Origin of the sequence: Niveibacterium sp. 24ML, from assembly GCF_026586805.1 — a bacterium.
Lineage (GTDB): Bacteria > Pseudomonadota > Gammaproteobacteria > Burkholderiales > Rhodocyclaceae > Niveibacterium.
In genome coordinates this window covers 1-22,544 of record NZ_JAPFHA010000008.1, presented here as the reverse complement: position 1 = coordinate 22,544, position 22,544 = coordinate 1, and the positions used below count along the sequence as shown (strand labels likewise).

Below are 22,544 nucleotides of genomic sequence, written 5' to 3'. Positions count from 1 at the left end.
TTGCGCGGCTGGTTCAGCGTGGCAAGAGGTGCTGCTGGAAGAAGCGCAGGATGTGACCCCATTCGAGCGCCTGGTTTTCGCGCTTGGCGGCACCATGGCCCTCGTCGGCGAAGATCATCAGTTCGACTTCCGCGCCCTTGGCCTTGGCCGCTTCATACATCAGCACCGCCTCGCCCACCGGCACGCGCGGGTCCGAGGCGCCCTGGCTGATCAGCAGCGGCGCCTTGAGGCGGTCGATGTAGGTGGTGGGCGAGAGCTTGATCAGCACCTCGCGATCCTTCTCCGGATCACCGTACTCAGAGATGCGCAGCGTGCGGCGGTAAGGCGCAGTGTTCTGCAGGAAGGTGAGCAGGTTGGCGATGCCCACCGCCGAAGCGCCAGCGTCGTAGGCGCCGGCGAACATGGTCATCGCGGTCAGCGTGGCGTAGCCGCCATAGCTGCCACCGAAGACCCCGATCTTCGGCGCCACGCCGTTCTTCGCCCAGGCCTTGCGCAGGTACAGGGCGGCGTCTTCGATATCGGTGACCACTTCGAGACGCTTGGCGCCGTTGTCGGCATCCAGCCAGGTGCGGCCGTAACCGTCCGAGCCGCGCACATTCGGGTCGACGACGATGAAGCCGGCGTCAACGAACATCTGCCACAAGGGCGAGAAGCCGGGGCGCGACTGCGCTTCTGGCCCGCCATGGAAGTGCACCAGCACCGGGCACACCGGCGCCTTGGCACCCTCGCACTGCGGCGGGCGGCGCACGAACATCGGGATCGGCGTGCCATCACGCGCCGGGTAGCTCTCCAGCTTGGCGGCGACAAAGCGCGAGCTGTCTTCCTCGGGCGTCGAGGGCACCACCCAGCGCGTCAGCTTGCGCGTCTTCCAGTCCCACACATAGCTTTGCCGCGGCGCCTTCGGCGTGGCAACCGAAAGCGTGACAAAGCGGCCGTCGGGCGTGCTGTTACCCACCAGCTGGTGGTCGGCTCCGGCCGGCCAGGGCAGGGGCAGCGGCTTGCCACTGGCAAGGTCGATCGCGTGGCTGCGGCTATAGCCGGCCTCGTTGATCGTGTAGTACAGGCGCTGACGCGCTTCGTCGGTACCGAAGAACTCGATATCCCACTTCGCCTCAGCGGTGATCGGCGTGAACTGGCCTGCCTTCCAGCGATACAGTCGCTGGAAGTTGCCGAACTTGTTGGTGGAGACCAGCAACTCGCTCGTGCTGCGGCCGAACTGGGCCTCGTAGTTCTGCGTTTCGCCCTGGCCGAAAAGTGGCTTGAAGACGCGATCGGGACTCAGGATGCCGTACTCGCGCGACTGGGAGCCGGTGTACTTCACCAGCAGCAGGCTGCCGTCGGCGTGATGGTCGGCAATGCCCCACAAGCCCGGCTCGCTGTAGACAAGGGTTTTCTCGCCGCTGGCGATCTCATAACGGTAGATCGCGTAGCTGTCGGGCTTCTGGTCGTTGGAGGTGAAGTAGATGAAGCGGCTGTCGCGCGAAACGAAGCCGAAGCGGGTTTGCACCTTGGGCAGGTGCTGCACCAGCTTGAGGGCGCCGCCGCTGGCCGGCTGCAGATACAGGCCGGGGTTCTCTTCGCCCTTGCGATCGCGCGACACCACCAGCCATTTACCGTCAGGCGTGATCGCGGCAAGCGTGGTGCGATCCTCACCGCCCGTCATCTGCTGCGGGAATCGGTCCGGCCCGTCGAGGCGCCAGATCTGGTCGCTGCCGCTGACCCGCCAGCCGAAGTAGAGGCGCTTGCCATCGGGCGAGAGCATGCCGCTGCCCGGCGCGCGCAGGTCGAGCATCGACTGGATGCGGCGCGAAACATCCGCCGGCAGGGGCTTGGGACGGAACTTCTCCAGCGTGGCCGCACTGACCGATTCGGCGCCGTGTCCGGCATAGTCGGTCTGCGCGATTGCGGCACTGCTGACAAGAATAAGTGCGGCGCCGAGCGCGCGCGCAAACGGATTGCAAGCTGACATCAGGTTAGGGCTCCGAGCGGTTGTGCCGGGGAGTGGCGTGCTGCGCGGGTTTGCGCGCAGGAATTGTACGGCGATTGCAGCTGCCATAAAGCAAACGGGGCACACCCGTGCCCCGTCGTGTCTGATTGCGACTGCAGCAAATGGTTCAGGCGCTGCGGGTCTTGTCGGCTTTTTCGGCTTTCTCGGCCGCCAGTTCAACCACGTTGTCCGCCTGCCGTTCGCCGCCGACCTGCTCGATCGTGCCCTGCACGCCGGCACCCACTTCCATCTGCAGCTTGTGATAGCGGATCGTGCCGGACACCAGCGCCTTCGATTGCAGCTCCAGGAAGTGCTCGACTTCCAGATCACCCACTACCGTGCCGTTGATCACCGCGTCGTAGCAGCGCACGCTGCCCTCAATGCGGCCTTTGTCAGACAGCACCAGCAGGCTTTTCTCCTTCTTGCCTTCGCCATTCTTGCCGATGGCGCTGCCCTTGAGCGTGCCGTCGATCCGCAGGCCGGCGCTGAACACCACATCGCCCGAAATTTCGACGTCTTCGGCAATCAGGCTTGAGAGCTTGCTCTCTTCGATCAGGTGGGTCTTCTTGTGTTTTCCGAACATCGGGGGTCTCCATCCGGCTGCACGCGGCTTGCGTGTCAGCGCTTGCTGTCCTGGGCCTTGCGGAAAAAGGCCAGCTCGTCTTCCATCTCGCGCAGTCGCTGGTTCAGGCCGTCGACCTGGCGTTCCAGTTCTTTTGCGCGTGCTTCGGTCATGCGCGCCTGCAACTGACTTTCGTTGAGCGCCTTGTTCAGCGTGTGCAGTTCGCTGCGCGCATGGGCCAGTTCGCGCACGCTTTCACCTTCGCGCGCAAAAGCCATGAAGCCGGTAGTCGCCAGGGCAGCGGCGGCAAGGCCGCCGGCAAGGGCCCACAAAAAGGGGCTATGCCGCTTGCGGCGCGACAGGACGAGGCCAGCGTGGGTCAGCTGGCGGGTGCGGGTCACGCGGAAAGGGATCGCCATGCGCTGCGCGGGGGCTCAAAGCCCGGCCAAGTAGTCGGCCGGATCGACGTACTGACCGTCGCGCATCACTTCGAAGTGCAGGTGTGCGCCCGTCGAGCGGCCCGATGAACCGACCCGCGCGATTTCCTGCCCCGGCGCGACCACGTTGCCGGTTTTGACCAGCAGCTTCGAGGCGTGGGCATAGCGGGTCATCAGGCCGTTGCCGTGATCGAGCTCGACCACCCAGCCGAAATCGTGATTCCAGCCCGCAAAGGCCACGATGCCACCTGCGGACGCGCGAATCGGCGTGCCGGGATCCACGGTGAAATCAAGACCGGCGTGAAATGCCAGACGGCGATTGAATGGATCCATCCGGTTACCGAAGGCCGAACCGATCTCAGCACCTTCGACCGGCAGACGGCTGGGGAACATCATGTGCGCGAGATTGCGTTGCGCGGTGGCTTCGCCGATTTCGTTCAGGCGCCCTTCGACACGCGCCAGCGCCGCATCCAGCTCGGCCAGCGGGTCATGGCTGTCGAGCACGCGCGGCGGCAGCATCGGGCCACCCTTGCCGGCCTTGTTGACCGCCTTGGATTCGTATTCGTCCATCACACCGATCTTGCGGCCCAGGTGTGCGGCTTCGTTCTCAAGCTTGAAGACCCGACCCGAGATGGCGCCGAGCTGTTCGACGGTGTAAGGGTTCTGCCGCAACATCGGGATCTTGGGCAGCGCCGCCGGCGAGCCGCCAGCGAGCAGGTAACCGAGCAGGGCGCCCAGCACCAGCAAGAGCATGGCGAGGCCGGCACCGGCCAGCAGCACGGTGCGGACCGACAGCGTGCGAACCCCCGATGAACTCAGCCCACCCGTCGATAGCATGACAAACGCCATGGTTCAGTCTCCGTCCCGTGGATCTACTTTTGATGTCTCGCAACCGGGTGTGCGCGGTTGCGGCTCGCGGCCTGGTACGACCTGGCGTGGGTACGCACCAAATTGGGCGAGCGGGTGGAAAAACCGGACTTTAAGTGTAAAACCCACCGACGCGCAATGCCGACGTCAAGTGCTTTTTCGAGCACGATCAAACGATTGCGTCTTCTCGTTGTAAAAACGCCTCCGTTTTCAGGAGGCGTTCAGTCTGCCCGGCAGGTCGGATCAGGCGCTGCGCTCAAGCCGCTCAAGCCGCTTTCCGAGCCGCGCCAGATCGTCCCGCAGCGCGGCGACGTCGCGCCCGAAGGCTTCGAGCTCGGGCTTGGGGGGCGTGATCCGCGCTTCTTCGATGGCGTACTCGCGCAGGTTCTCGACCAGGTTCTGCGCCGCCTGCCTGCCCCAGTTGCCCAGCTGCACGGCGCCCTGGTGCAAGCGGTGCGCCAGCGGATCGCCGACCACCCGCGCCAGGTCTTCCTCGGCATCCCATTCCAGATTCCGCAGCACGAAACCAAGCGTTTCGGCGAAGTGCGCGTCACCAGAGATGCGCGCCTGGCGGAACAAGGCGTCCGGTCCCTGTGGCAGTTGGGTCAAGGCATCGGCGGGAAGCACCAGGCGCACATCCGCGTCGTCCGCCGCCACGCAGGCGGCAATCTGGCCGTCGTCGCCCACCACGAAGTCAGCGGCCAGCGAGCCGAGCGCAAGATGCGCCCGACGCCCGGCAAAGGGCGCCAGCTTCTCGCGCGCCCAGTCATTGCGGGCCAGCAAATGGCCCAGCACGCGCGCCAGGGCGCTGCTGGGCAATGCCGGGCGTGCGGCGTCGCTCATCGCGTTCAGGAGATCTGCTGGATGCCCGCCAGCACCCAGCCACCGTTGCCGCTGACCGGCTTGGTCAGGTGCCACACTTCATTGAAAGCCACCGGCGACTCATCCTTGGCCTCACTGATCAAGCCGTGGAAACGCACGCTCGCGATGTAGCGGCCGGACTCCTCGGCCACTTCAAGCACATCGGCGTCGAGCTGCACCACGTCGGTCTGGTTTGCAGCGCCGCGGCGCTCGTCGATATCGAGCTTGAACTCGGCGAACATTTCCGGCGTGGTGAACTCGCGGATGTCGTCCAGGTTGCCGGCGTCGTTCGCGGCCTGCAGGCGAACGAACTGAACCTTGGCGTTGCGCGCGAAACCCACCGCATCAAAGCCGGCCGGCAAGGTGTTGGCCGGTTCGTTCGCAGGCACGGCGGAGAGCGGCGCGGCACCGCCGCCGATCGTGCTCACCAGCGGGCGGTTGTCGCCACCCTGCTCCGGCTTGAAGGGCGCGCCCGCACCGGCGTACTGCATCGGCGCAGCCTGCGGCGCGCTCTTGTTGCCCATGAAGCGGCGGATCAGCATGAAGGCCACACCAGCCGCGAGCACGGCCAGCAGGATGCCGGCGAACTCGGCACCGACACCCAGGTGCGAGAGCAGCGCGGCAATGCCAAGACCTGCGGCAAGGCCAGCGAGCGGGGCCGCCCACTTGCGCCAGCCCGAAGGCTGCGCGGCCGGCGGCGTGGCGCCCGGCTTGGCGGCTGCGGCCGGCGAAGTCGGTTGGGCTGCGGCATTCTGCGGCGGTGTTGCGGGTTTCGCAGGGGTGGTCGCAGGCGTGCGCTGCATGCCGATCGACTTGCTGCCGCCCAGGCGCTTCGCTTCCGCGTCAGTCACCATGCCGGCGCTGCCAATGAACACGGCGAACACTGCAATCATGAGTTGTTTCATCTGCTGCTTTCCTTCGTCGGAATGAGGTCGTGCTCTTAGATGTGTGCGTCGTGGATAAGTTCAAGCGGGCGCCGGGCTCAGAGCTTGTAGCCCCGGTGCAGCGCCACCGCGCCGGCCGCGAGGTTGAAGTACTGCACGCGTTCGAGCCCGGCGCCGCGCATGATTTCGGCCAGTGAATCCTGATCCGGGTGCATGCGGATCGATTCGGCGAGGTAGCGGTAGCTGTCGGCGTCGTTGGCGACCTTCTTGCCCATCCACGGCAGCAGCTTGAAGGAGTAGGCGTCGTACACCGGCGCGAGCGGCTTCCAGATCTTCGAGAATTCGAGCACCAGCAGGCGGCCGCCGGGGCGCAGCACGCGGCGCATTTCGGCCAGCGCGACATCCTTGTGCGTCATGTTGCGCAGGCCGAAAGCCACGGTGACCAGGTCAAAACTGTCCGATGCGAAGGGCAGCTTTTCGGCGTCGCACTGCGCGGTCGGCAGGTTGAAGCCGCGGTCGAGCACGCGGTCGCGGCCCACCGCCAGCATCGCGTGGTTGATGTCGGTGAGCCAGACCTGGCCGGTGTCGCCAACGCGCTTGGCGAACGCCAGCGAAAGATCGGCGGTGCCGCCCGCGACATCGAGCACCCGCTCGCCGGGGCGCACGTTGGCAATCTCGATCGTGAACTTCTTCCACAGCCGGTGCATGCCCATCGACATGAGGTCGTTCATCACGTCGTACTTCTGCGCCACCGAGGTGAACACGCCGGCAACCTTCTTGGCCTTCTCGCTCTCGGCAACCGTCTCGTAGCCGAAGTGGGTGGTCTTGTCGTTCATCATCAGATCCTCAGTGGCTGCCGCAAGCGCCCGAGCCACAGCCGCCCTTGGGCACGGGTGGGCTTGCGGTGTCGCGGCTGGCGCCAGCGTCTTCCAGGCGGCGCAGGTACTCGGCCCACAGCGGCTCGTAGCGCACGCCCAGTTGGTAAAGGTAATCCCATGAGTACAGGCCGCTGTCGTGCCCGTCGGTAAAGACGAGCTTGACCGCGTAGTGGCCGACCGGCTCGATCGCGCTGATGTTCACCTCGCGCTTGCCGCTCTGCAGCACTTCCTGCCCCTCGCCGTGCCCGCGTACTTCGGCCGAGGGCGAATACACCCGCAGGTATTCGCAGGGCAGTTCGAAACGCTCGCCATCGGCGAAGTGGACTTCGAGCATGCGCGAACGCTGGTGCAGGCGGATATCGGTCGGGATCGGGGTATCGGGGTCGAGGCCAGGCATGGGAGTCTCCGCGCCCGATCGTTCGGGCCAGCGCGGCAGTTTACCGCAGGCCCGTGAATCGGCAGCACCGCAGGCGTACCATCGGGCCGGTTCTTCCAAATCAACGCCGGAGTCAGCGATGCCGATCACCCCCCTGCGCCACCTGGTATGTGTGCTGATGCTCATGTTGCTGGCGGGTTGCGCCGTCGTGGCGAAGCAGGGCTTCGAGCGCGAGTACGGCACGAGCGACCCGACCCGCTACGATCAGTCGCCGCCTGCGCAGGGCAAGTTGAGCTATCAGCAGAAGATCAAGCCGATCTTCGAAAGCCGCTGTGTCGTGTGCCATGCCTGCTACGACGCGCCCTGCCAGCTCAAGCTGGGCAGTTGGGAAGGCATTGCGCGGGGCGCCAGCCCGGCGCTGGTGTACGACGGCACGCGACTCACCGAAGCGCCCACCACGCGCTTGTTCACCGATGCGCTGCGGGCGTCGGAATGGCGCGAGAAGGGCTTTGCGCCGGTGCTCAACGAATATGCGGACAGCCCCGCCAACAACCGTTCGGCCAGCCTCTTGTACCGTGCGCTCGAACTCAAGCAGCAGCATCCGCTGCCACAGGTCGATGTACTGCCCAAGGCCTTCGATTTCGGCCTCGATCGCGAGCAGAGCTGCCCGCGCATCGAAACCTACGACCAGTACGCTGCGCGCAATCCGCTCGCCGGCATGCCTTACGGCCTTCCCGGCATCAGCGACGCCGAGTTCGCGCTGATTGCGCAGTGGCTCGAACAGGGCGCGCCGGACGACGGCCCGGCGCCCGCCCCGGCGCAGGAGCAAAGCCAGCTTGAGGCCTGGGAGCGCTTCCTCAACGAAGACTCGCTCAAGTCGCGCCTGATGAGCCGCTACCTCTACGAACACCTTTTCCTCGGCCATCTCTACCTGAGCAGCGACGGCCGCGGCAACGCCTACAAGCTGGTGCGCAGCAGCACACCGCCGGGCCAGCCGCTGAAGCTGATCGCAACACGCCGGCCCTTCGACGATCCGCAGGTGATGCGGCCGTACTACCGCCTGCAACGCGATCTGGAACCGATCGTCGCCAAGACCCACATGCCCTACCGCTTCGATGCGGCACGCATGGCGCGCTACCGCGAACTCTTCCTCGCACCTGCCTATAAGGTCGCAGCGCTGCCCTCTTACGCGCCTGACACCGCTTCGAATGCGCTGGCGACTTTTCACGACCTGCCGACCGACTCGCGCTACCGCTTCCTGCTCGACGACGCGCAGTTCTTCGTCATGAACTTCATCAAGGGGCCGGTTTGCCGTGGCCAACTGGCGCTGAACGTGATCAGGGATCGCTTCTGGGTCTTCTTCGCCGACCCCGAAACCGGCATCAGCGCCGATGCCGTCGAAATTGCCGCGCGTGAAGCGGCGCTCGCGCCCTTGCCGGCCGCCTGGGGCAGTGAGCCCGGCATCATCGGCCCCTGGCGCGCCTACGCCAAACAGGAAGCGCAGCACCAGAAGGCACGTGCCGATTTCCAGCGCAAGGCGGCCAAACAGCGCGGCGGGCCCAAGCTCGAATACGTGTGGGATGGCGACGGCAACAACCCGAACGCCAGTTTGACGATCTTCCGCCACTTCGACAGCGCAACCGTGGTCACCGGCCTGGTCGGCGAGCCGCCCAAGACCGCGTGGGTGATGACCTACCCCCTGTTCGAACGCGTCTTCTATTTGCTCTCAGCCGGCTTCGATGTGTACGGCAGCCTCGCCCACCAGTTGCACAGCCGGCTCTACATGGACTTTCTGCGCATGGAAGGCGAGGCGAACTTCATCGCCTTGCTGCCCAAGGCAGCGCGCCCGGGCACCGTGGCCAACTGGTATCGCGATGCGCGTGACGATTCGATTGCGCAGATGAAGACCCTGGTGCTCGACAACCCGGTCGAGACTGGCATCCGCTACCGCAGCGGCGACCCGCAGACCCAACTGTTCAGCATGCTCGCCAAGCGCATCGGGGCGAGCAAGGACGGCCGCATCTCGCCCGCGCTCGACACCCGCTACGCACTCGCCAACGAAGCGGATGCCACCTTGCGCGAAGCGCTCTCGCAGCTTGCCCGCGTGCGGGGCGCAAGCCTCGCGTGGTTGCCGGAATCGAGCTTCCTCGAGATCCGCGACAAGTCCGGTGCGCTGCGATATTTCACGCTGCTGCGCGATACCGGGCACTTGAACGTGACACGCATGCTCCGCGAGAAGAACGAGCTGGCGCCCGACGAGAACGCGCTGACCGTAGCCCCCGGCTTCATCGGCGCCTACCCGAATGCGTTCTACCGGCTCAAGGCCGACGAAGTGCCGGAGTTCAGCGCCGCCATCGCCACACTCAAATCCGAGGCGGACTACCGCCGCCTTGCCGATCGCTTTGCGCTGCGTCGCACGAACCCGGATTTCTGGGCCTTCAGCGACGCGCTGCATGCCGCCGCACGGCAAGTCGGGCGCCCCGATGGCGGCCTGTTCGACTACAACCGGCTGGAGAATCGCTGAACCAATTTGAGGTGAAGGGCCGCCGGATTAATGCCTGCTTAAGCTTGGAGTCCGACACTGGCGGCATCTTTCCTCCCGGAGATACGTCATGAACCGTTACCTGTATGGCCTGCTTGCCCTCGTGGCCGGCGCCTGGCTGATGAGCCCGAGCGCCAACGGCGCCGGCTTCTGGGCCTGGCGCCGCGAGGCCATCCTGCTGACCGGCCTGCTCGGCCTTGTCACGATGAGCGCGGCGATCCTGCTTGCGACCCGGCCTCGCTGGCTTGAAAAGCGGCTCGATGGGCTCGACAAGGCCTACGGCCTGCACAAGTCGCTCGGCATCGCGGCCGGCGTGACCCTGGGCCTGCACTGGTTCGCCGAGAACGGCGCGAAGTGGCTGGTGCAGCTCGGCTTGGTGATGCGCCGCGCGCGCGGCGGCCCGCATGGCCCGGAGAACGTGCTGATCGACTTCGCCAAGGACAGCGGCGAATGGGCCTTCTACGCGCTGATCACCCTGGTGCTGGTGGCACTGATCCAGCGCATTCCGTACCGCTACTTCCGCTGGGTGCACAAGGCACTGGCGGTGGTGTTCCTGTTCGGCGCTTTCCACTCGGTGGTGCTGATGCCCGATCGCTGGTGGTCCGCCCCGGCTGGCTGGATCGTGATCCTCGCGGCGGCGGTCGGCAGCGCCGGTGCGCTGTGGTCGCTTGCCGGGCGGATCGGCAAGGCGCGCACCCATCAGGGCCGGATCGAATCGGTCGCGGTATCGCCCAGCGGCCTGATCGACCTGCGCCTCGCCTTGCCCGCGCCGGGCCTGCTGTATCGCGCGGGTCAGTTCGCCTTCCTCAAGTTCGATGCGCTCGAAGGCCCGCACCCCTTCACGATCGCCTCGGCCGACGACCCCTGCCGCCCGCGCTTCGTGATCAAGCCGCTCGGTGACTACACCGCTACGCTTGGCGCCAAACTCGCCGCAGGGCAGGCGGTGGAGCTCGAAGGCCCTTACGGCTGCTTCGACTTCTCGGCCGATGGCACACGCGAGATCTGGGTCGCCGGCGGCATCGGCGTCACGCCTTTCCTCGCCCGGCTCGACACCCTGATCGCGCAGGGCGGCAGCAAGCGGCCGGTGGACTTCTGGTACTGCACCCAGCACCAGGCCGAAGGCGCCTTCCCGGCGGATCTGGCAAGCCGCTGCGAACGGGCGGGCGTGCGTCTGCACCGGATGCCGGCCGATTGCGCCGGGCTGCTCTCGGCAGATGGCGTGGCGCGCGTGGTCGGGCCGCTGGCCGGGGCAAGGGTGTGGTTCTGCGGCCCCAGCGGCTTCGCCCAGCATCTGCGCGGCGGGCTGCAAGCGCTAGGCCTCAGGTCCGACGCTTTCCACAGCGAACGCTTTGCGATGCGCTGAGCCACCGGCTGCGCGGGGCCTCTGCCACAATCGGCGCTTTCCGCTTCCGAGCCCGCCGTGAGCACCGCCCCGCGCACCGCCACCGTTGTTTTCATCTTCATCACCGTGGTGCTCGACGTGCTCGCGCTGGGCGTCGTGATCCCGGTGCTGCCCAAGCTGATCGAAGACTTCATGGGCGGCGACACCGCCCGCGCGGCCGAGATCAACGGCGGCTTCTCGACCGCCTGGGCGCTGATGCAGTTCGTCTTCGCACCGATCCTCGGTGCACTGTCCGACCGCTACGGCCGCCGGCCGGTGATCCTGATTTCCTGCCTTGGCCTCGGGCTCGACTACATCCTGATGGCGGTTGCCCCCACGCTGTGGTGGCTCTTCATCGGGCGGGTGATTTCCGGCATCACGGCGGCGAGTTTCTCTACGGCCGGCGCCTACATCGCCGACGTCACGCCGCAGGAAAAACGCGCGGCCGCCTTCGGCATGATCGGCGCTGCCTGGGGCCTGGGCTTCGTCGTCGGCCCGGCGGTCGGCGGCCTGCTCGGCGGCATCGACCCGCGCCTGCCCTTCTGGGTCGCCGGCGCGCTGGCGCTGGCGAACTTCGGCTATGGCCTTTTCGTGCTGCCTGAATCGTTGCCGCGCGACCGCCGCGCGCCTTTTTCGTGGAAGCGCGCCAACCCGCTCGGCTCACTCACGCTGCTGCGCTCGCACCGCGAACTGTTCGGCCTGGCCGGCGTGAACGCCTTGTACTGGTTCGCGCACTACGCGCTGCCGGCCACCTTTGTGCTCTACACCGGCCATCGCTATGGCTGGGATGCGCAAACGGTGGGGCTGACGCTGGCGGCGGTGGGCATCTGCAACGTGTTCGTGCAGGCCTGGCTGGTGAGCCGGGTGGTTGCGCGGATCGGCGAGCGGGCGGCACTGCTGCTGGGGCTGGCCGCCGGCATGGCGGGCTTTTGCCTCTACGGCATGGCGCCCAGCGGCGAGTGGTTCTGGGCCGGGCTGCCGGTGTTCGCCTTGATCGGCCTCTTCGGCCCCGCCTTGCAAGCGCTGATGACGCGCCATGTCAGCCCGCAGGAACAAGGCCAGTTGCAAGGCGCCAACAGCAGCGCGGCGGCGGTCGTGGGCCTGCTGGCACCGGGCAGTTTCAGCTTTGTCTTTGCGTGGTCGATCGACCCGGCAATCGGCTGGCAGTTGCCGGGCGCGCCGATGCTGATGGCCGCTGCGGTGATGCTGGTGGCGATCGTGCTGGCGGCGCGGGTCACGCGGGCGCCACACGGCTAGGGCGCGCCGCTCAGACCTGGCGGTTGGTGCCGGGCGACTCGATCAATACCGCCAGGCCGTCGCGGGCGCATTCGATGCGGTTGCGGCCGCCCTCCTTGGCCGCGTAAAGCGCGGTGTCGGCGCGCATGTAGAAAGTTTCGCCGTCCTCGCCGTCCTGGTGGATCGCCACCCCCAGGCTCACCGTCAGCCGCCCGAAGGGCGAGGTCTTGTGCGGAATACCAAGGCCTTCGATCGTGAAGCGGATGTGCTTGGCCACGTTCATGGCGGCGGCGGCATCGGCGTCTTCAAGCAGGATCGCGAATTCCTCGCCGCCGAGCCGCGCGCACAGGTCGGTGGCGCGCGCGGCGGCCGAGCGCATCACCGCGGCCACCTTCTCCAGCGCGTGGTCGCCGGCGGCGTGGCCGTAGCGGTCGTTAAATGGCTTGAACAAGTCGATGTCCAGCATCACCAGTGCCAGGCCGGCACCGCTGCGTTGCTGGCGGCGCAAGGCCAGCGCGAGGCGGTCGTTGAAGGCTCGGCGATTGGCCACGCCGGTGAGCGCATCGGTGGTGGCGAGCGCTTCAAGATCCTTCATGTTGGTTTCCAGCACGCCAAGCAGCGCGTTGGCATGGGTGGCCAGGCGGCCGATCTCGTCGTGCCGGCTTTCGCTGACACGCATCGACCAGTCCTGCTTGTCACGGATCGTGTCGATCTCGCGCGAGAGCCTGCGCAGGCGATACACCAGCACACGGTCGATCGCGAACACCAGCAAGGCCGCGAGCAAGGCGGCAATGCCGAAGAGCTTGAGCCGCACGCGCTCCAGGCTGCTTTGCCCCAGCGCGCTGATCTCGCGCGGCAATTGCATGACCAGATCGCCGAACACCTCGCCACCCAGATCGCTCACCGGCTGGCGAACCTCCAGCGTGGCCTCGCTCGATCGAAACAGCGGGCGGTTGCTGCCGAACACCGCTGAATCGATCGGCGCGCCGGCAAGTTCAGGGTTGGCTGCGGCAGCGTGCGGCACCAGCACGAAGCTGACATGGCTTTCCGCCTGCACGCGGCGCATCAGCGTGGCGTCAAACCGGCGCGCCAGCACGACAAGGCCGCGCGGCGCCTGCTCGGCGCGGGTATCGCGGATCGGGCGGCGGCAAACCAGGTAGCTTTCCGCACCCAGCCGCGCCACGCCGCAATGGCTTTCAGCCGGCTTGATCGGGCCGGTCAGGGCCCTGAAGAGCGGGTTGGCCGGTGCCTGCAGGCTGCCCAGATCGGGTGCGGGGCTGCTGGTTGATGGTGCAGCCACCGCATCCAGCAGACGGCCATCGGCGGCAATCACCAGCACCCAGGCCAGATCGGAAGGCAGCAGCACCGCGGGCGTGAGGTTTTCATTGCGGAAGGCCTCGGTGGGCGCGCCGGCGTAGGCGTACATCTCGCTCCAGTGCGCCCAGCCCAGCAGCAGTTGCCCAAGCGAGCGCGCCTCGATCTCGAGCGCATTGACCAGCCGGCGCGCCTCGCGTTGCGCGGCGTCGCGTTCGATCTGCGCATAGCTCGCGCCGATGCCGCTTTGCAGCATTCCGGAGGCCAGCAAGGTGGCCGCGGCGAGCAGGGCAACAACGGCAATGATCAGGCGCGCGATCAGCGGCATCGGGCAAGAACCGGTTAGCAAGGGTTCGCCCGCGCAGGGTTGTGGCGCGGGCACATAGCCAGTTAGCGGCCCCTGCATCTTGCACTTGAACCGGCGCGGCGACCAGCCATGCCGGCGCCGCCCCCCGCGCGGCCGGCGATGGCACAGCACTTGCAAAACACGCGCCGTGGGCATCGCACGCATCGGCAAGGAGGCATTCGATGGCGAGCATGAAGCGCGAGCGCGTACTGGCGCTCAATCTGATCTTCGGGCTGATGTTGCTGGGCTGGCCGTTCTTGGCGGTGTTTTCGCTGGATCTGTTCAGCGGCGCCAGCGCACCGCGACATCCGATCCTCACCCTGATGCTGCTGTTCAGCTGGGCTTACCCGCTGACCTACATCGGCGCCCTGGCGTGGAGCCATGAAGCGCTCGACAACGGGCGATCGCGGCGCCACGCCGTGCGCATTGCCTTGCTGCCGGCCCTGAACCTTGTGCTGGTGCTGGGGCTGACCCTCGGGGTGTGGGCCCGCTGCGGGCACGACTTCGGCTGTTGAGCCGCCGCGCCCGCGCGGGGCAGACACCCGCGAACGCGGGCACCGCCCCGGCTGGCCTCAGAAGCTGGCGCGCAGCCCGGCCAGCACGCCACGGCCCGCCATCGGCGCCACATCCTTGAGGAAGGATGCGTGGTTGCGCGCTTCGGCGTTGGTGAGGTTGTTGCCCTTGAGCCAGGCGTCCCAGGTCACGCCCTCAGTCTTGATGCGGGCGGTGAGGGCCGCATGGATCAGGTTATAGCCATCGGTCGGCAACTCGTTCGGTGCGGTACGCGTTTGCTCGGCGATGTACTGCCACTGCAACTGCGCACCCCAGATGCCGCGTTCCCAGTCGAGCGTGGCGCCGAGGCGGCCCGGTGCGATGCGCGGCAACCAGTCGCCGGTGTCGGTGCGCTTGGCGCGCACCATGTCGGCACGCAGGGCCAGATCGAAGCGGCCTGCCTCGCCTTCGGAGAGCAGCAGGTTGGCCTCGGCCTCAAGGCCGGTGAATTCGGCCGGCACCTGGGTGTAGACGTATTCGGGCAGCACTTCGTCGACCGCCGGGTCGGGGTTGTAGGCGCCGTCCTCACCGCGCAACTGGCCGCTCGGCAGCAGGCCGATGTAGTTGCCGAAGCGGGTGTAGAAGCCGCCCACGCTGGCCGACACGCCGGTGGACTTGTAGCGCAGGAAGAGGTCGAGCGCGTTCGAGTCCTCGTTGTCGAAGTCGCGATTGCCGACCTCGTAGGCGCCCGTGGCGGCGTGGGGGCCGTCGGCGAACAGCTCGTAGAAGGTGGGCGCGCGGTCGCTGTGCGCGAAGTTCGCCGCCAGCGCCCAGCCCGGCGCAAGCGTCCACACCGCGCCGAGCGCACCCGAGAGCAGCTTGAAGCTGCGCGAATCCGCATTGCCCCAGCGGTCGCCGCCCTCGCTGCTGACTTCGTTGTTCTCGAAGCGCCCGCCGGCGCTCAGGCGCACCGGGCCCAGCACGGCCTCCTCGAAGAGGAAGGCGGCGATCGAGGTGGTGTTGGTCGAGGGCACGAAGGCTTCGTCGCCGAGGGCCGAAAAGTCGTTGTTGCTCGCCTGCACGCCGAAGGCGCCGGTCAGCCCGCCCAGGGTGTCGTGGGTGGCATCGACGCGCGCTTCCCAGCCCTTGTTGCGGAACACGGTGGCCGGCATGCCGGCATCCAGTTCGGTGTGTTCGTAGTCGGTGCTGCGCAGCTTGCCCTTGAGGTTGCTGATGCCCTGCACCGGCTGGCGCAGTTCGCCGGCGATGTCGAAGCGGTCGGACTTCATGTCGATCGTCACTTCCGGCTCGGCCACGGTGCCGTACAGCGTGTGGTAGTGGCCCCACGAGATCCCCAGGTAGCCCTGCTCGCCCAGCCACGATGCGCCCACGGCGCCACCGTTGGTGGTGGCGGCCGAGTTGGGCAGGCTGCCGTTCGCTTCCAGCAGCGCATCGGACACCTCGGCCTCACCGGCATCGATCTGCGCGCGCAGTCGGTCTGACACCGCCGCGCCGGGGATCTTCAGGTTGTTGGTATCGCGGCTGAAGGCATCCACATGCAGCGCGAAGCTTTCGTTGCCCACATCCACCATCGCCGCGCCGCCGGCCTCTTCGGCCGCGCCACCCAGGCGCACTTCGGCACGGCCGCTGATGCCCTGCGGCGATTCAGTCGGGATGCGGTGGTCGATCGAATTGACGACGCCGCCGATCGCGTTGCCGCCGTACATCAGCGCCGCCGGGCCGCGCATCACTTCCACCCGGTCGACCAGCAAAGGTTCGACGGTGGTGGCGTGGTCGTAGGACAGGCTCGATGCGTCGGTGGCGCCGATGCCGTCTTCCAGCAGGCGCACGCGGTCGCCATCGAGGCCACGGATGATCGGGCGGCTGGCGTTGGGGCCGAAGTAGCTGGAACTCACGCCCGGCAGGCCGGCGACGGTTTCGCCCAGCGTGGCTTCGCGCTTGAGCCCGAGTTCGCGCCCGCTCAGCACCGAGATGGCCGGCGCCAGTTCAAAGCTCTCGCTGCGCAGCGGGTTGCCGGTGACGATCACCCGGTCTGCCTGGCTGTGCGGGCCGTCTGCGTGGGCCGCTGCGCCCAGTGCGGCGAGCGAAAGGATCAAGGGACGAATGCGGTGGGCGGCGCGCACGGGGGCGGGCCGCAAGGTCATGCGGTGTTTCATGGTGAGGCAGCTCTCTGAATGTCGGGCCAGTCCCGGCTGCGCAGCGCAGCCGATGCCGCGCGCACCCAGCCGGGCGCTACGCGGTGCGAATGAAAGGGCGGGTCAGGCGGACAGAGGCGGTGGATCGCGGCTTGAGGGGGCCAGCCAATCCGACGCGCGCGCAGCCAGCAGCACGGCAGCAAGCTGCGGCGGGCGGGCGGCAATCAGGGGCGGGGCGGCTTTCGACGGCGCAAGCGCGGCGCCCAGTGCCGCAAACGCAACGCAGAGCGCGCAACTGCTGGCCGGGCAATTCGCATCGGCCGAATCGGCACTGGTGCACTGCGTGATGCTCGAATGCGAATGCGCCCCGTGAATCGCCCCGGCGAGCGGAAGCCACGCCATCAGGGCCATCAACAGGGTCAGCAGCAAGCGGTTCATTGAGCAGGCAGATTCGGTGTGGGCAGGCATCACAACACGGCGGTGTTGCAGGGCGATGTCAGCCGTGCAGGCTCACGCGGCGCAGGTGTCGTCGCAGCGCACGCTGCGGCGCAGGCGCAGGTTGCCGATGTGCGCGCTGATCAGCAGCAGGCCGCCGCTGACGGTCAGCGGCATGTCCAGGTCGTGCACATGGAACACCGCCTCGGCAACGATGGCCAGCGAGCACAGCATCACCCCCGCCAGCGCGGTGAACAGCACCCAGCGCGCACGGTGATGCAGGAAGCCGGGCACGATGCCAAGGCCGGTCAGCAGGATCACCGGCACCAGCAGCAGGCTGTGGATGTCGGTATGCGGCACCACCAGCAACATCGGCAGCAAGGGGATCAGCAGAGGCATTGCAAGGCAATGCACGAGGCAGGCAAACGACGCGGCAATGCCGAGTTTGTCCCACACGCCATGGCGATGCATCGCACTCATCGTGCAGCCTCCGCCGGCACGTTGCAGGCGGCACAGTGGCCGTGCACTTCGAATTCGACCTGGGTGCTCGCAAAGCCGGCCGGCAGGCGCGGCGGGGTGCGGGGCGTGTCTTGCAGGCAGAACACCTTGCCGCAGTCGTCGCAAACAAAATGCGCATGGGCCAGATGCGGCTCGCCGTCGGCCGTCGCGGCCGAAAAGCGGAAGACGCGGTTTTCGTCGGCCACCTTGTGCGCCAGACCTTGCTCCACCAGCCAGTCGAGCACCCGGTACAAGGTCACGCGATCAACCGGCGTGCCGTCGTCGAGCGCTTTTTCCACGTCGTGATGCGAGAGTCCGCGCTCGGCACCGCGCAGCAGTGCGAGCACGCGCAGGCGAGCCGGCGTAACGCGGGCACCGCGTTCGCGCAGCAGGCGGGAGATGTCTTGGGATGCGGTCATGAACGCAATTGTATTTGCAACCGGATTGCAAGAGCAAGTCTGCTGCGCACGCACACCACGCCGGCCCGGCATGACGAAGCCGGCCCGCTTGAGGGGCCGGCCTTGTCTCTGCTGCCGCGCAAGCACACCGGGTAGGCCGGCGCCTCACGCGCCGATCGGCCCGGCGATCACCGCACCACAAGACTCAGCGAAACGCGGCGACGTGGTCGCGCACGAAGTCCGCAAAGCTGTGCCCCGGCTTGCCGGTGAGCTGTTCAACCAGCGGGCTCACGAACGCCGCCTGCCCGGTGGCGAAGAACGCGAACATATTGGCCAGATCGGTCGCCAGCCACTCGGGCATGCCGCTGCCCAGCATCGCCTCGCGCGCCTGATCCGGCGTCACCGCGACGTACTGCACCGGCTTGCCGAGCACCGCCGACAGCGTGGCGGCGGCCTCCGCAAAGCTCACCGCCGCCGGGCCGGTGATCGCGTAGCGCTGGCCTTCGTGGCCCGGTTCGGTCAGCGCGACGACCGCCGCCGCCGCAATGTCGCGCACGTCCACCATGCTCACCGCGCCGTCGGCCAGCGGTGCGTAGAACACGCCCTGATCGCGGATCGAGGCGGCGTGGTTGTGGAAGAACTGCATGAACAGGTGCGGCTGCAGGTGCGTCCAGGCGATGCCGGAAGCCTCCAGCTCGCGTTCCGATTCGCCATGCCAGCGGCCGAGGCCGAGCGGGCTGTTCACATCCGCGCCCAGGCCCGAATGCCGCACGATGTGCTTCACGCCTGCCGCCTTCGCCGCTTTGAAGAAGGCGCTGTGCAGCGCGACCTGGGCCGGGTCGGGGCTGGTGACAAGGTAGGCGCGCTCAACGCCATCCAGCGCGGCGGCCAGGGTTTGCGGCTCGGCCAGATCGGCCTTGACCAGCGTAACGCCGGGCAGCGCGGCCAGCGCACCCGCCTTGGCCGGGTCACGCACCAGGGCGCGGACGGGCACGCCACGGGCGGCGAGTTGGCGGACGACTTCGGCGCCGGTGGTACCGGTTGCGCCAGTAACGAGGATCGGTTTCATGGGTGCTCTCCTGAACGGGGTTCGTTGCGCGGCCCGGTGTCGAGTCCGCGATGGAGTGCATTCTGCGCACGGCCACCTCAATGGACTAGCCGTCACGTATTGATTACAGCGTCCAACAAGTTGGACAATCCATCGCATGAACGCCGACCTCAACGACCTGCTGATCTTCACCCGCGTCGCCGCCGTCGGCAGCCTCGCCGGGGCCGCCCGCGCGCTGGGCCTGCCCAAGTCCACCGTCAGCCACCGCATGCAGCAGCTCGAAGCGCGGCTCGGCGCGCGGCTGATCGAGCGCACCACCCGGCGGCTGGCGCTCACCGAAATCGGCGCCGCCTACCTGGCGCGCTGCCAGCGCATCGTCGCTGAACTGGAAGATGCCGAGGCTTTTGTCGCCGGCTTCAAGGCCGAGCCCGCCGGCACGCTGCGGATTTCGGCGCCGCTCGAAATCGGCACCTACTTCCTCGGCGGCATCGTTGCGCGCTTCATGCAACAGCATCCGCGGGTGCTGGTCGAGATCGACCTCTCAAGCCGCTACGCCGATCTGGTGGAAGATGGTTTCGATCTGGCGATCCGCGCCGGGTCGCTGGCCGATTCCGGCCTCGTCGCTCGGCCGCTCGACCAATCACCCCGCGTGCTGGTGGCCGCGCCGGACTACCTTGCGCGGCGCGGGCAGCCCGCCGATCCGGCGGCGCTGGCGGGCCACGACGGCATCGGGCCCGGCAGCGTGCGCCAGGCCCTGCGCTGGGCGCTCGATGGCCCCGCCGGCCGCATCGACGCCACACTGACCTGCCGCCTCGCGGTGGGCAGCCTGTCGGTGCAACGCGAAGCGGCCATCGCCGGGCTGGGCATCGCGCGGCTGCCGCGCTTCGTATGCCGCGATGCGCTGGCCAGCGGCAGCCTTGTCCGGCTGTTGCCCGACTGGCGCCCCGACCCGGTGCCGCTACAGGCGGTGTACCCCAGCCGCCGCCTGCTCACCCCTAAAGTGGCCGCCTTCCTCGACTTTCTCGAAGCCGAACTCAAACAACTGCTGGGCTGACGCAAGGCGCTCAGTAGTCGTCGGAAATGTGCGGCACATGGCCCTCGGCCGGCAGCCCGGTGTCCGGGTCCACCCAGTCCGAAAGCCCCAGCGCGTCTTCCGCCTCGCGCAGCGAGGTGCCTTCGTCGTCATCCATCGCGGCGTAGTCGGAATTGGCAAGCGCCTCTTCGTAGCTGGGGAAGGGGCCAAAGTGCTCGTGCGTGCCCGGGTCCAGCCAGTAGTAGCCGTCGGCGCGTTCGACGATGCGGATCTCTTCGCTCTCCGGGCCTTTGTCCGGTCCGGGGTCGTGATCATTGCTGGACATGCTCATGACGGACTCCTTCCGCTTGTGCTGTTCTGCCCACCACGCCTGCGTCAGCCAGGGGGCGGCGGCCCAACTGCCGTCATCGCCCGCTGCCACGCAACCCCACTATATGCCTCTGGCGCGGCAAGGGGGCACCGGTTTCGATCAACTCGGGCCTTCAGCCACGGCCATGGTGGCAAGGGGATTCCACGCGCTTCACCCCCTGCACAGGCCGCCATCGCGCGAGCTGAATTGGATGGTCTGAACGCAGCCGATTTGGATGCTCCAGCCAATCCAATCCTGTGACAGCATGAGCCCGTCTTTCACCGGAATTCACAGCCATGCTGCTGGCGCGGCAACAGGAACCGATCAGGACCAACAATGCGGTCGAGTGGATGCCCCGCACGCCACGGAATGCTCGCACGCCGACCACCACCTCTTACCTCAAACGTTCATGACAACACCGTCTCCCAGTGTCGAAGGTTTCCTTACGCAGTTCCATAACTCGCGGCCGGGACTTAGCTCCAAAGCGTTCGGGTCACGTCCATTGAGCCTGCGCGGCCAGGTGTATGCATCCACCTACGACCTCCTTGCAAGCGCGGTGACAAACGAGAACGAAAGCGCACTCGACTTGGCTTGCGGAGACGGATTCCTGCTGGCCCGCCTTGGATCGCATGTGAATCAGGATCTCGCTCTCTTCGGCCTGGACATGAGCGCGGGGGAATTGGCACTCGCGGCTCTTCGGCTCGGCAAAACTGCCTCATTGCTTGTTGGCAGGGCACAAAGCCTTCCATACCGCGCCAGCCAGTTCGATCTTGTCCTGTGTCACATGGCCTTGATGCTCATGCATGACCCAGCCGCAGTGCGCTCCGAAGTGCGTCGGACCCTGAAGAGCGGCGGCAAGTTCGCCGGCGTTGTCGGTGCAAGCCCTCCACCATCGCCGACTCGCTCTCGCTACCTCCAAGCGCTCTCACGCTGCGCGCGAGACCCACAGTGGGAAACCGTTCAGCTCGGCGAACCGCGCCTTCGCACGCGCGAGGGTCTGGTCAACTTCTTGTCCGAGGAGTTTTCCGACGTCGTCGTAGAAGACTTGCATCTTCCGTTGCGACTCGCCCCCGAGGAGTTATGGTCGTGGCTGTCGGACATGTACGACCTGTACCTTCTCCGCCCGCAGGATCGTGATGCGGTGAAGGACGAACTGCTGGGGTCGATCAGCTCCGATTGTTCCGCCGACGGAAGAATTGAGTTCCCCCTGTCCATGCGCTACTTCCACGCAACAGCCAAATAGACGGCTACCCCAGCTTGTTCAGGCTGCCACCCGGCGCGGCCTTCCGCCTCTCGATCGCGCAAGTGGAAGAAGCCACCATCGAACTGGGCGTGCAGCGCATCGGCGAAGTCCTCCGCGCCAGGCGCCCCTGACCGAGAACATCGAAATGGAAGAACCATGGAAGCGCTGAAGCCCGCGCAATTCGCCGCCCTGCTGCCGATGCTGCAGCAAGTGCCGATCAACCACCTGTTCGCGCGCAGCGTGCTCGAACGCAAGGTCGAGGGCCGCGCGTGGGTGCATCGCGACGCCAGCGGCGCGCCCGCGCTAGTCTGGGTCGCCCACCCCTACGGCATGTCGCTGCTGTTTGGCGACGCCGCGCAGGCCAGCCCAGAGGCACTACAAGCCATGCTGCGCGAACGGGCCGCACGGTCGGAGGACGAATGGCTGCAGTGCAGCCCGCCGCCGCTGGCCGATGCCCTCGTCGCCGCTCTGGGGCTCTCTCCCACACCCAGCAACGCCGCACCGGGGGGCGCTGCGCCGCAACTATTCACCCGCACCAACTTCCGCTTCGATGCCGCGCGCTACGCCCAGGCACGTGCCGGCTTCTGCGCCCGGCATCCGGTGGTCGAAATCGACGCAGCGCTGTTCGAGCGCATCGACTTCAGCGTCGCACCCCGCCGCTTCTGGCGCGATGCCGCACAGTTCCAGCGCGAAGGCACCGGCTACTGCAGCATCGCCGGCGGGCAAATCGCCGCCTGCGCCTTTGCATCCTTCGTGTTCGATGACCAACTCGAGATCGGCATCGAAACCCACCCCGACCACCGCCACCAGGGCCACGCCCTCACCGCCGCCATCGCGCTGATCGACCACTGCCTGCTAAACGGTCTTGCCCCGGTTTGGTCCTGCCGCAAGCAGAACACCGGCTCATGGCAGCTCGCGCAGAAGCTCGGCTTTGTGACTAGCGTCGATCTGCCCTATTTGCGGCTGCCGGCCGGTGGCGAGGCCGGTCCTTTCGCAAATGCTGAGCGGGCATTTCCGATGGAGTTACCTAACCCGTTGGTTTGCAAATGGCAAATAGACATTGTGTGATTGATGATCTGCTGATCGGTAAAACCGTAACCTCGATGCGCCGCGTGCAAGCGACCGTTAGCAGGCCGATGCAAATCGCTGAGAAGCCGCGCCAGCCCTCGCCTCCTGGATTTGGTTTGCCATGACTTCAATCCCGGAATTGGATTCCCAATT

22 protein-coding genes are annotated in these 22,544 nt (G+C 66.9%); 7 read left to right on the top strand and 15 right to left on the bottom strand.

The annotated features are described in order from the left end of the window. Positions 1-13: 13 nt before the first annotated feature. The 8 genes from OPU71_RS08795 to OPU71_RS08760 form a co-directional block, all read right to left on the bottom strand. Positions 14-1,969 carry a S9 family peptidase gene (locus tag OPU71_RS08795; RefSeq protein ID WP_267727435.1) on the bottom strand — a complete coding sequence of 652 codons (1,956 nt, stop codon included), beginning with the start codon at positions 1,967-1,969 and terminating at the stop codon, positions 14-16. Positions 1,970-2,114: 145 nt separating this feature from the next. Continuing rightward, positions 2,115-2,570, bottom strand: a complete 456-nt coding sequence (locus OPU71_RS08790; protein ID WP_267727433.1) for a bactofilin family protein — start codon at positions 2,568-2,570, stop codon at positions 2,115-2,117. Positions 2,571-2,605: 35 nt separating this feature from the next. Beyond that, on the bottom strand, positions 2,606-2,968 hold the full coding sequence (locus OPU71_RS08785) for a hypothetical protein (RefSeq protein WP_267727431.1): 363 nt from the start codon (positions 2,966-2,968) through the stop codon (positions 2,606-2,608). A gap of 15 nt (positions 2,969-2,983) precedes the next feature. Continuing rightward, positions 2,984-3,835: a M23 family metallopeptidase gene (locus OPU71_RS08780; protein ID WP_267727430.1), complete on the bottom strand. Its 852-nt coding sequence runs from the start codon at positions 3,833-3,835 to the stop codon at positions 2,984-2,986. Positions 3,836-4,096: 261 nt separating this feature from the next. After that, positions 4,097-4,696 carry a ubiquinone biosynthesis accessory factor UbiJ gene (locus OPU71_RS08775; RefSeq protein WP_267727428.1) on the bottom strand — a complete coding sequence of 200 codons (600 nt, stop codon included), beginning with the start codon at positions 4,694-4,696 and terminating at the stop codon, positions 4,097-4,099. A gap of 5 nt (positions 4,697-4,701) precedes the next feature. Further along, on the bottom strand, positions 4,702-5,619 hold the full coding sequence (locus OPU71_RS08770; RefSeq protein ID WP_267727426.1) for a Tim44 domain-containing protein: 918 nt from the start codon (positions 5,617-5,619) through the stop codon (positions 4,702-4,704). 77 nt (positions 5,620-5,696) lie between these two features. Then, positions 5,697-6,434: a bifunctional demethylmenaquinone methyltransferase/2-methoxy-6-polyprenyl-1,4-benzoquinol methylase UbiE gene (gene ubiE / locus OPU71_RS08765; protein ID WP_267727423.1), complete on the bottom strand. Its 738-nt coding sequence runs from the start codon at positions 6,432-6,434 to the stop codon at positions 5,697-5,699. A gap of 10 nt (positions 6,435-6,444) precedes the next feature. Then, positions 6,445-6,873 (bottom strand): DUF971 domain-containing protein, encoded by a 429-nt coding sequence (locus tag OPU71_RS08760; protein WP_267727421.1) that lies wholly within the window; start codon positions 6,871-6,873, stop codon positions 6,445-6,447. Between the two features lie 118 nt (positions 6,874-6,991). Between OPU71_RS08760 and OPU71_RS08755 the strand changes: the two genes are divergently transcribed. The 3 genes from OPU71_RS08755 (at position 6,992) to OPU71_RS08745 (ending at position 12,032) form a co-directional block, all read left to right on the top strand. After that, positions 6,992-9,376 (top strand): fatty acid cis/trans isomerase, encoded by a 2,385-nt coding sequence (locus tag OPU71_RS08755; RefSeq protein WP_267727419.1) that lies wholly within the window; start codon positions 6,992-6,994, stop codon positions 9,374-9,376. Positions 9,377-9,464: 88 nt separating this feature from the next. Then, positions 9,465-10,757, top strand: coding sequence for a ferric reductase-like transmembrane domain-containing protein (locus OPU71_RS08750; protein WP_267727417.1), 1,293 nt, complete (start codon positions 9,465-9,467; stop codon positions 10,755-10,757). Between the two features lie 57 nt (positions 10,758-10,814). Further along, positions 10,815-12,032: a TCR/Tet family MFS transporter gene (locus OPU71_RS08745; protein ID WP_267727415.1), complete on the top strand. Its 1,218-nt coding sequence runs from the start codon at positions 10,815-10,817 to the stop codon at positions 12,030-12,032. Between the two features lie 10 nt (positions 12,033-12,042). Here OPU71_RS08745 and OPU71_RS08740 read toward each other — a convergent pair whose 3' ends face one another. Next, a complete protein-coding gene (locus tag OPU71_RS08740) occupies positions 12,043-13,653 on the bottom strand; it encodes a sensor domain-containing diguanylate cyclase (RefSeq protein WP_267727413.1) in 1,611 nt (536 codons plus the stop codon). 200 nt (positions 13,654-13,853) lie between these two features. On the opposite strand from OPU71_RS08740, the gene OPU71_RS08735 reads away from it, so the two are divergent. Then, positions 13,854-14,186 (top strand): hypothetical protein, encoded by a 333-nt coding sequence (locus OPU71_RS08735; protein WP_267727411.1) that lies wholly within the window; start codon positions 13,854-13,856, stop codon positions 14,184-14,186. A gap of 57 nt (positions 14,187-14,243) precedes the next feature. Here the strand turns inward: OPU71_RS08735 and OPU71_RS08730 are convergent, their stop codons facing one another. The 5 genes from OPU71_RS08730 to OPU71_RS08710 form a co-directional block, all read right to left on the bottom strand. After that, a complete protein-coding gene (locus OPU71_RS08730) occupies positions 14,244-16,340 on the bottom strand; it encodes a TonB-dependent receptor (RefSeq protein ID WP_267727409.1) in 2,097 nt (698 codons plus the stop codon). Between the two features lie 102 nt (positions 16,341-16,442). Continuing rightward, positions 16,443-16,757: a hypothetical protein gene (locus OPU71_RS08725; protein WP_267727407.1), complete on the bottom strand. Its 315-nt coding sequence runs from the start codon at positions 16,755-16,757 to the stop codon at positions 16,443-16,445. A gap of 72 nt (positions 16,758-16,829) precedes the next feature. Next, positions 16,830-17,234: a MerC domain-containing protein gene (locus tag OPU71_RS08720; protein ID WP_267727403.1), complete on the bottom strand. Its 405-nt coding sequence runs from the start codon at positions 17,232-17,234 to the stop codon at positions 16,830-16,832. Then, a complete protein-coding gene (locus tag OPU71_RS08715; protein ID WP_267727401.1) occupies positions 17,231-17,671 on the bottom strand; it encodes a Fur family transcriptional regulator in 441 nt (146 codons plus the stop codon). Before OPU71_RS08715 ends, OPU71_RS08720 begins: the two co-directional genes overlap by 4 nt. A gap of 184 nt (positions 17,672-17,855) precedes the next feature. Further along, on the bottom strand, positions 17,856-18,719 hold the full coding sequence (locus OPU71_RS08710) for an SDR family oxidoreductase (RefSeq protein ID WP_267727399.1): 864 nt from the start codon (positions 18,717-18,719) through the stop codon (positions 17,856-17,858). Positions 18,720-18,855: 136 nt separating this feature from the next. Between OPU71_RS08710 and OPU71_RS08705 the strand changes: the two genes are divergently transcribed. Beyond that, complete coding sequence (locus tag OPU71_RS08705; RefSeq protein ID WP_267727397.1) at positions 18,856-19,752, top strand: LysR family transcriptional regulator; 897 nt, start codon at positions 18,856-18,858, stop codon at positions 19,750-19,752. A gap of 10 nt (positions 19,753-19,762) precedes the next feature. Here the strand turns inward: OPU71_RS08705 and OPU71_RS08700 are convergent, their stop codons facing one another. Beyond that, positions 19,763-20,062 (bottom strand): hypothetical protein, encoded by a 300-nt coding sequence (locus tag OPU71_RS08700; RefSeq protein WP_267727395.1) that lies wholly within the window; start codon positions 20,060-20,062, stop codon positions 19,763-19,765. A gap of 283 nt (positions 20,063-20,345) precedes the next feature. On the opposite strand from OPU71_RS08700, the gene OPU71_RS08695 reads away from it, so the two are divergent. Together OPU71_RS08695 and OPU71_RS08690 are read left to right on the top strand one after the other, a co-directional pair. Further along, positions 20,346-21,323 (top strand): class I SAM-dependent methyltransferase, encoded by a 978-nt coding sequence (locus tag OPU71_RS08695; RefSeq protein WP_267727393.1) that lies wholly within the window; start codon positions 20,346-20,348, stop codon positions 21,321-21,323. Between the two features lie 156 nt (positions 21,324-21,479). Then, a complete protein-coding gene (locus OPU71_RS08690; protein ID WP_267727391.1) occupies positions 21,480-22,391 on the top strand; it encodes a GNAT family N-acetyltransferase in 912 nt (303 codons plus the stop codon). Positions 22,392-22,544 lie beyond the last annotated feature (153 nt).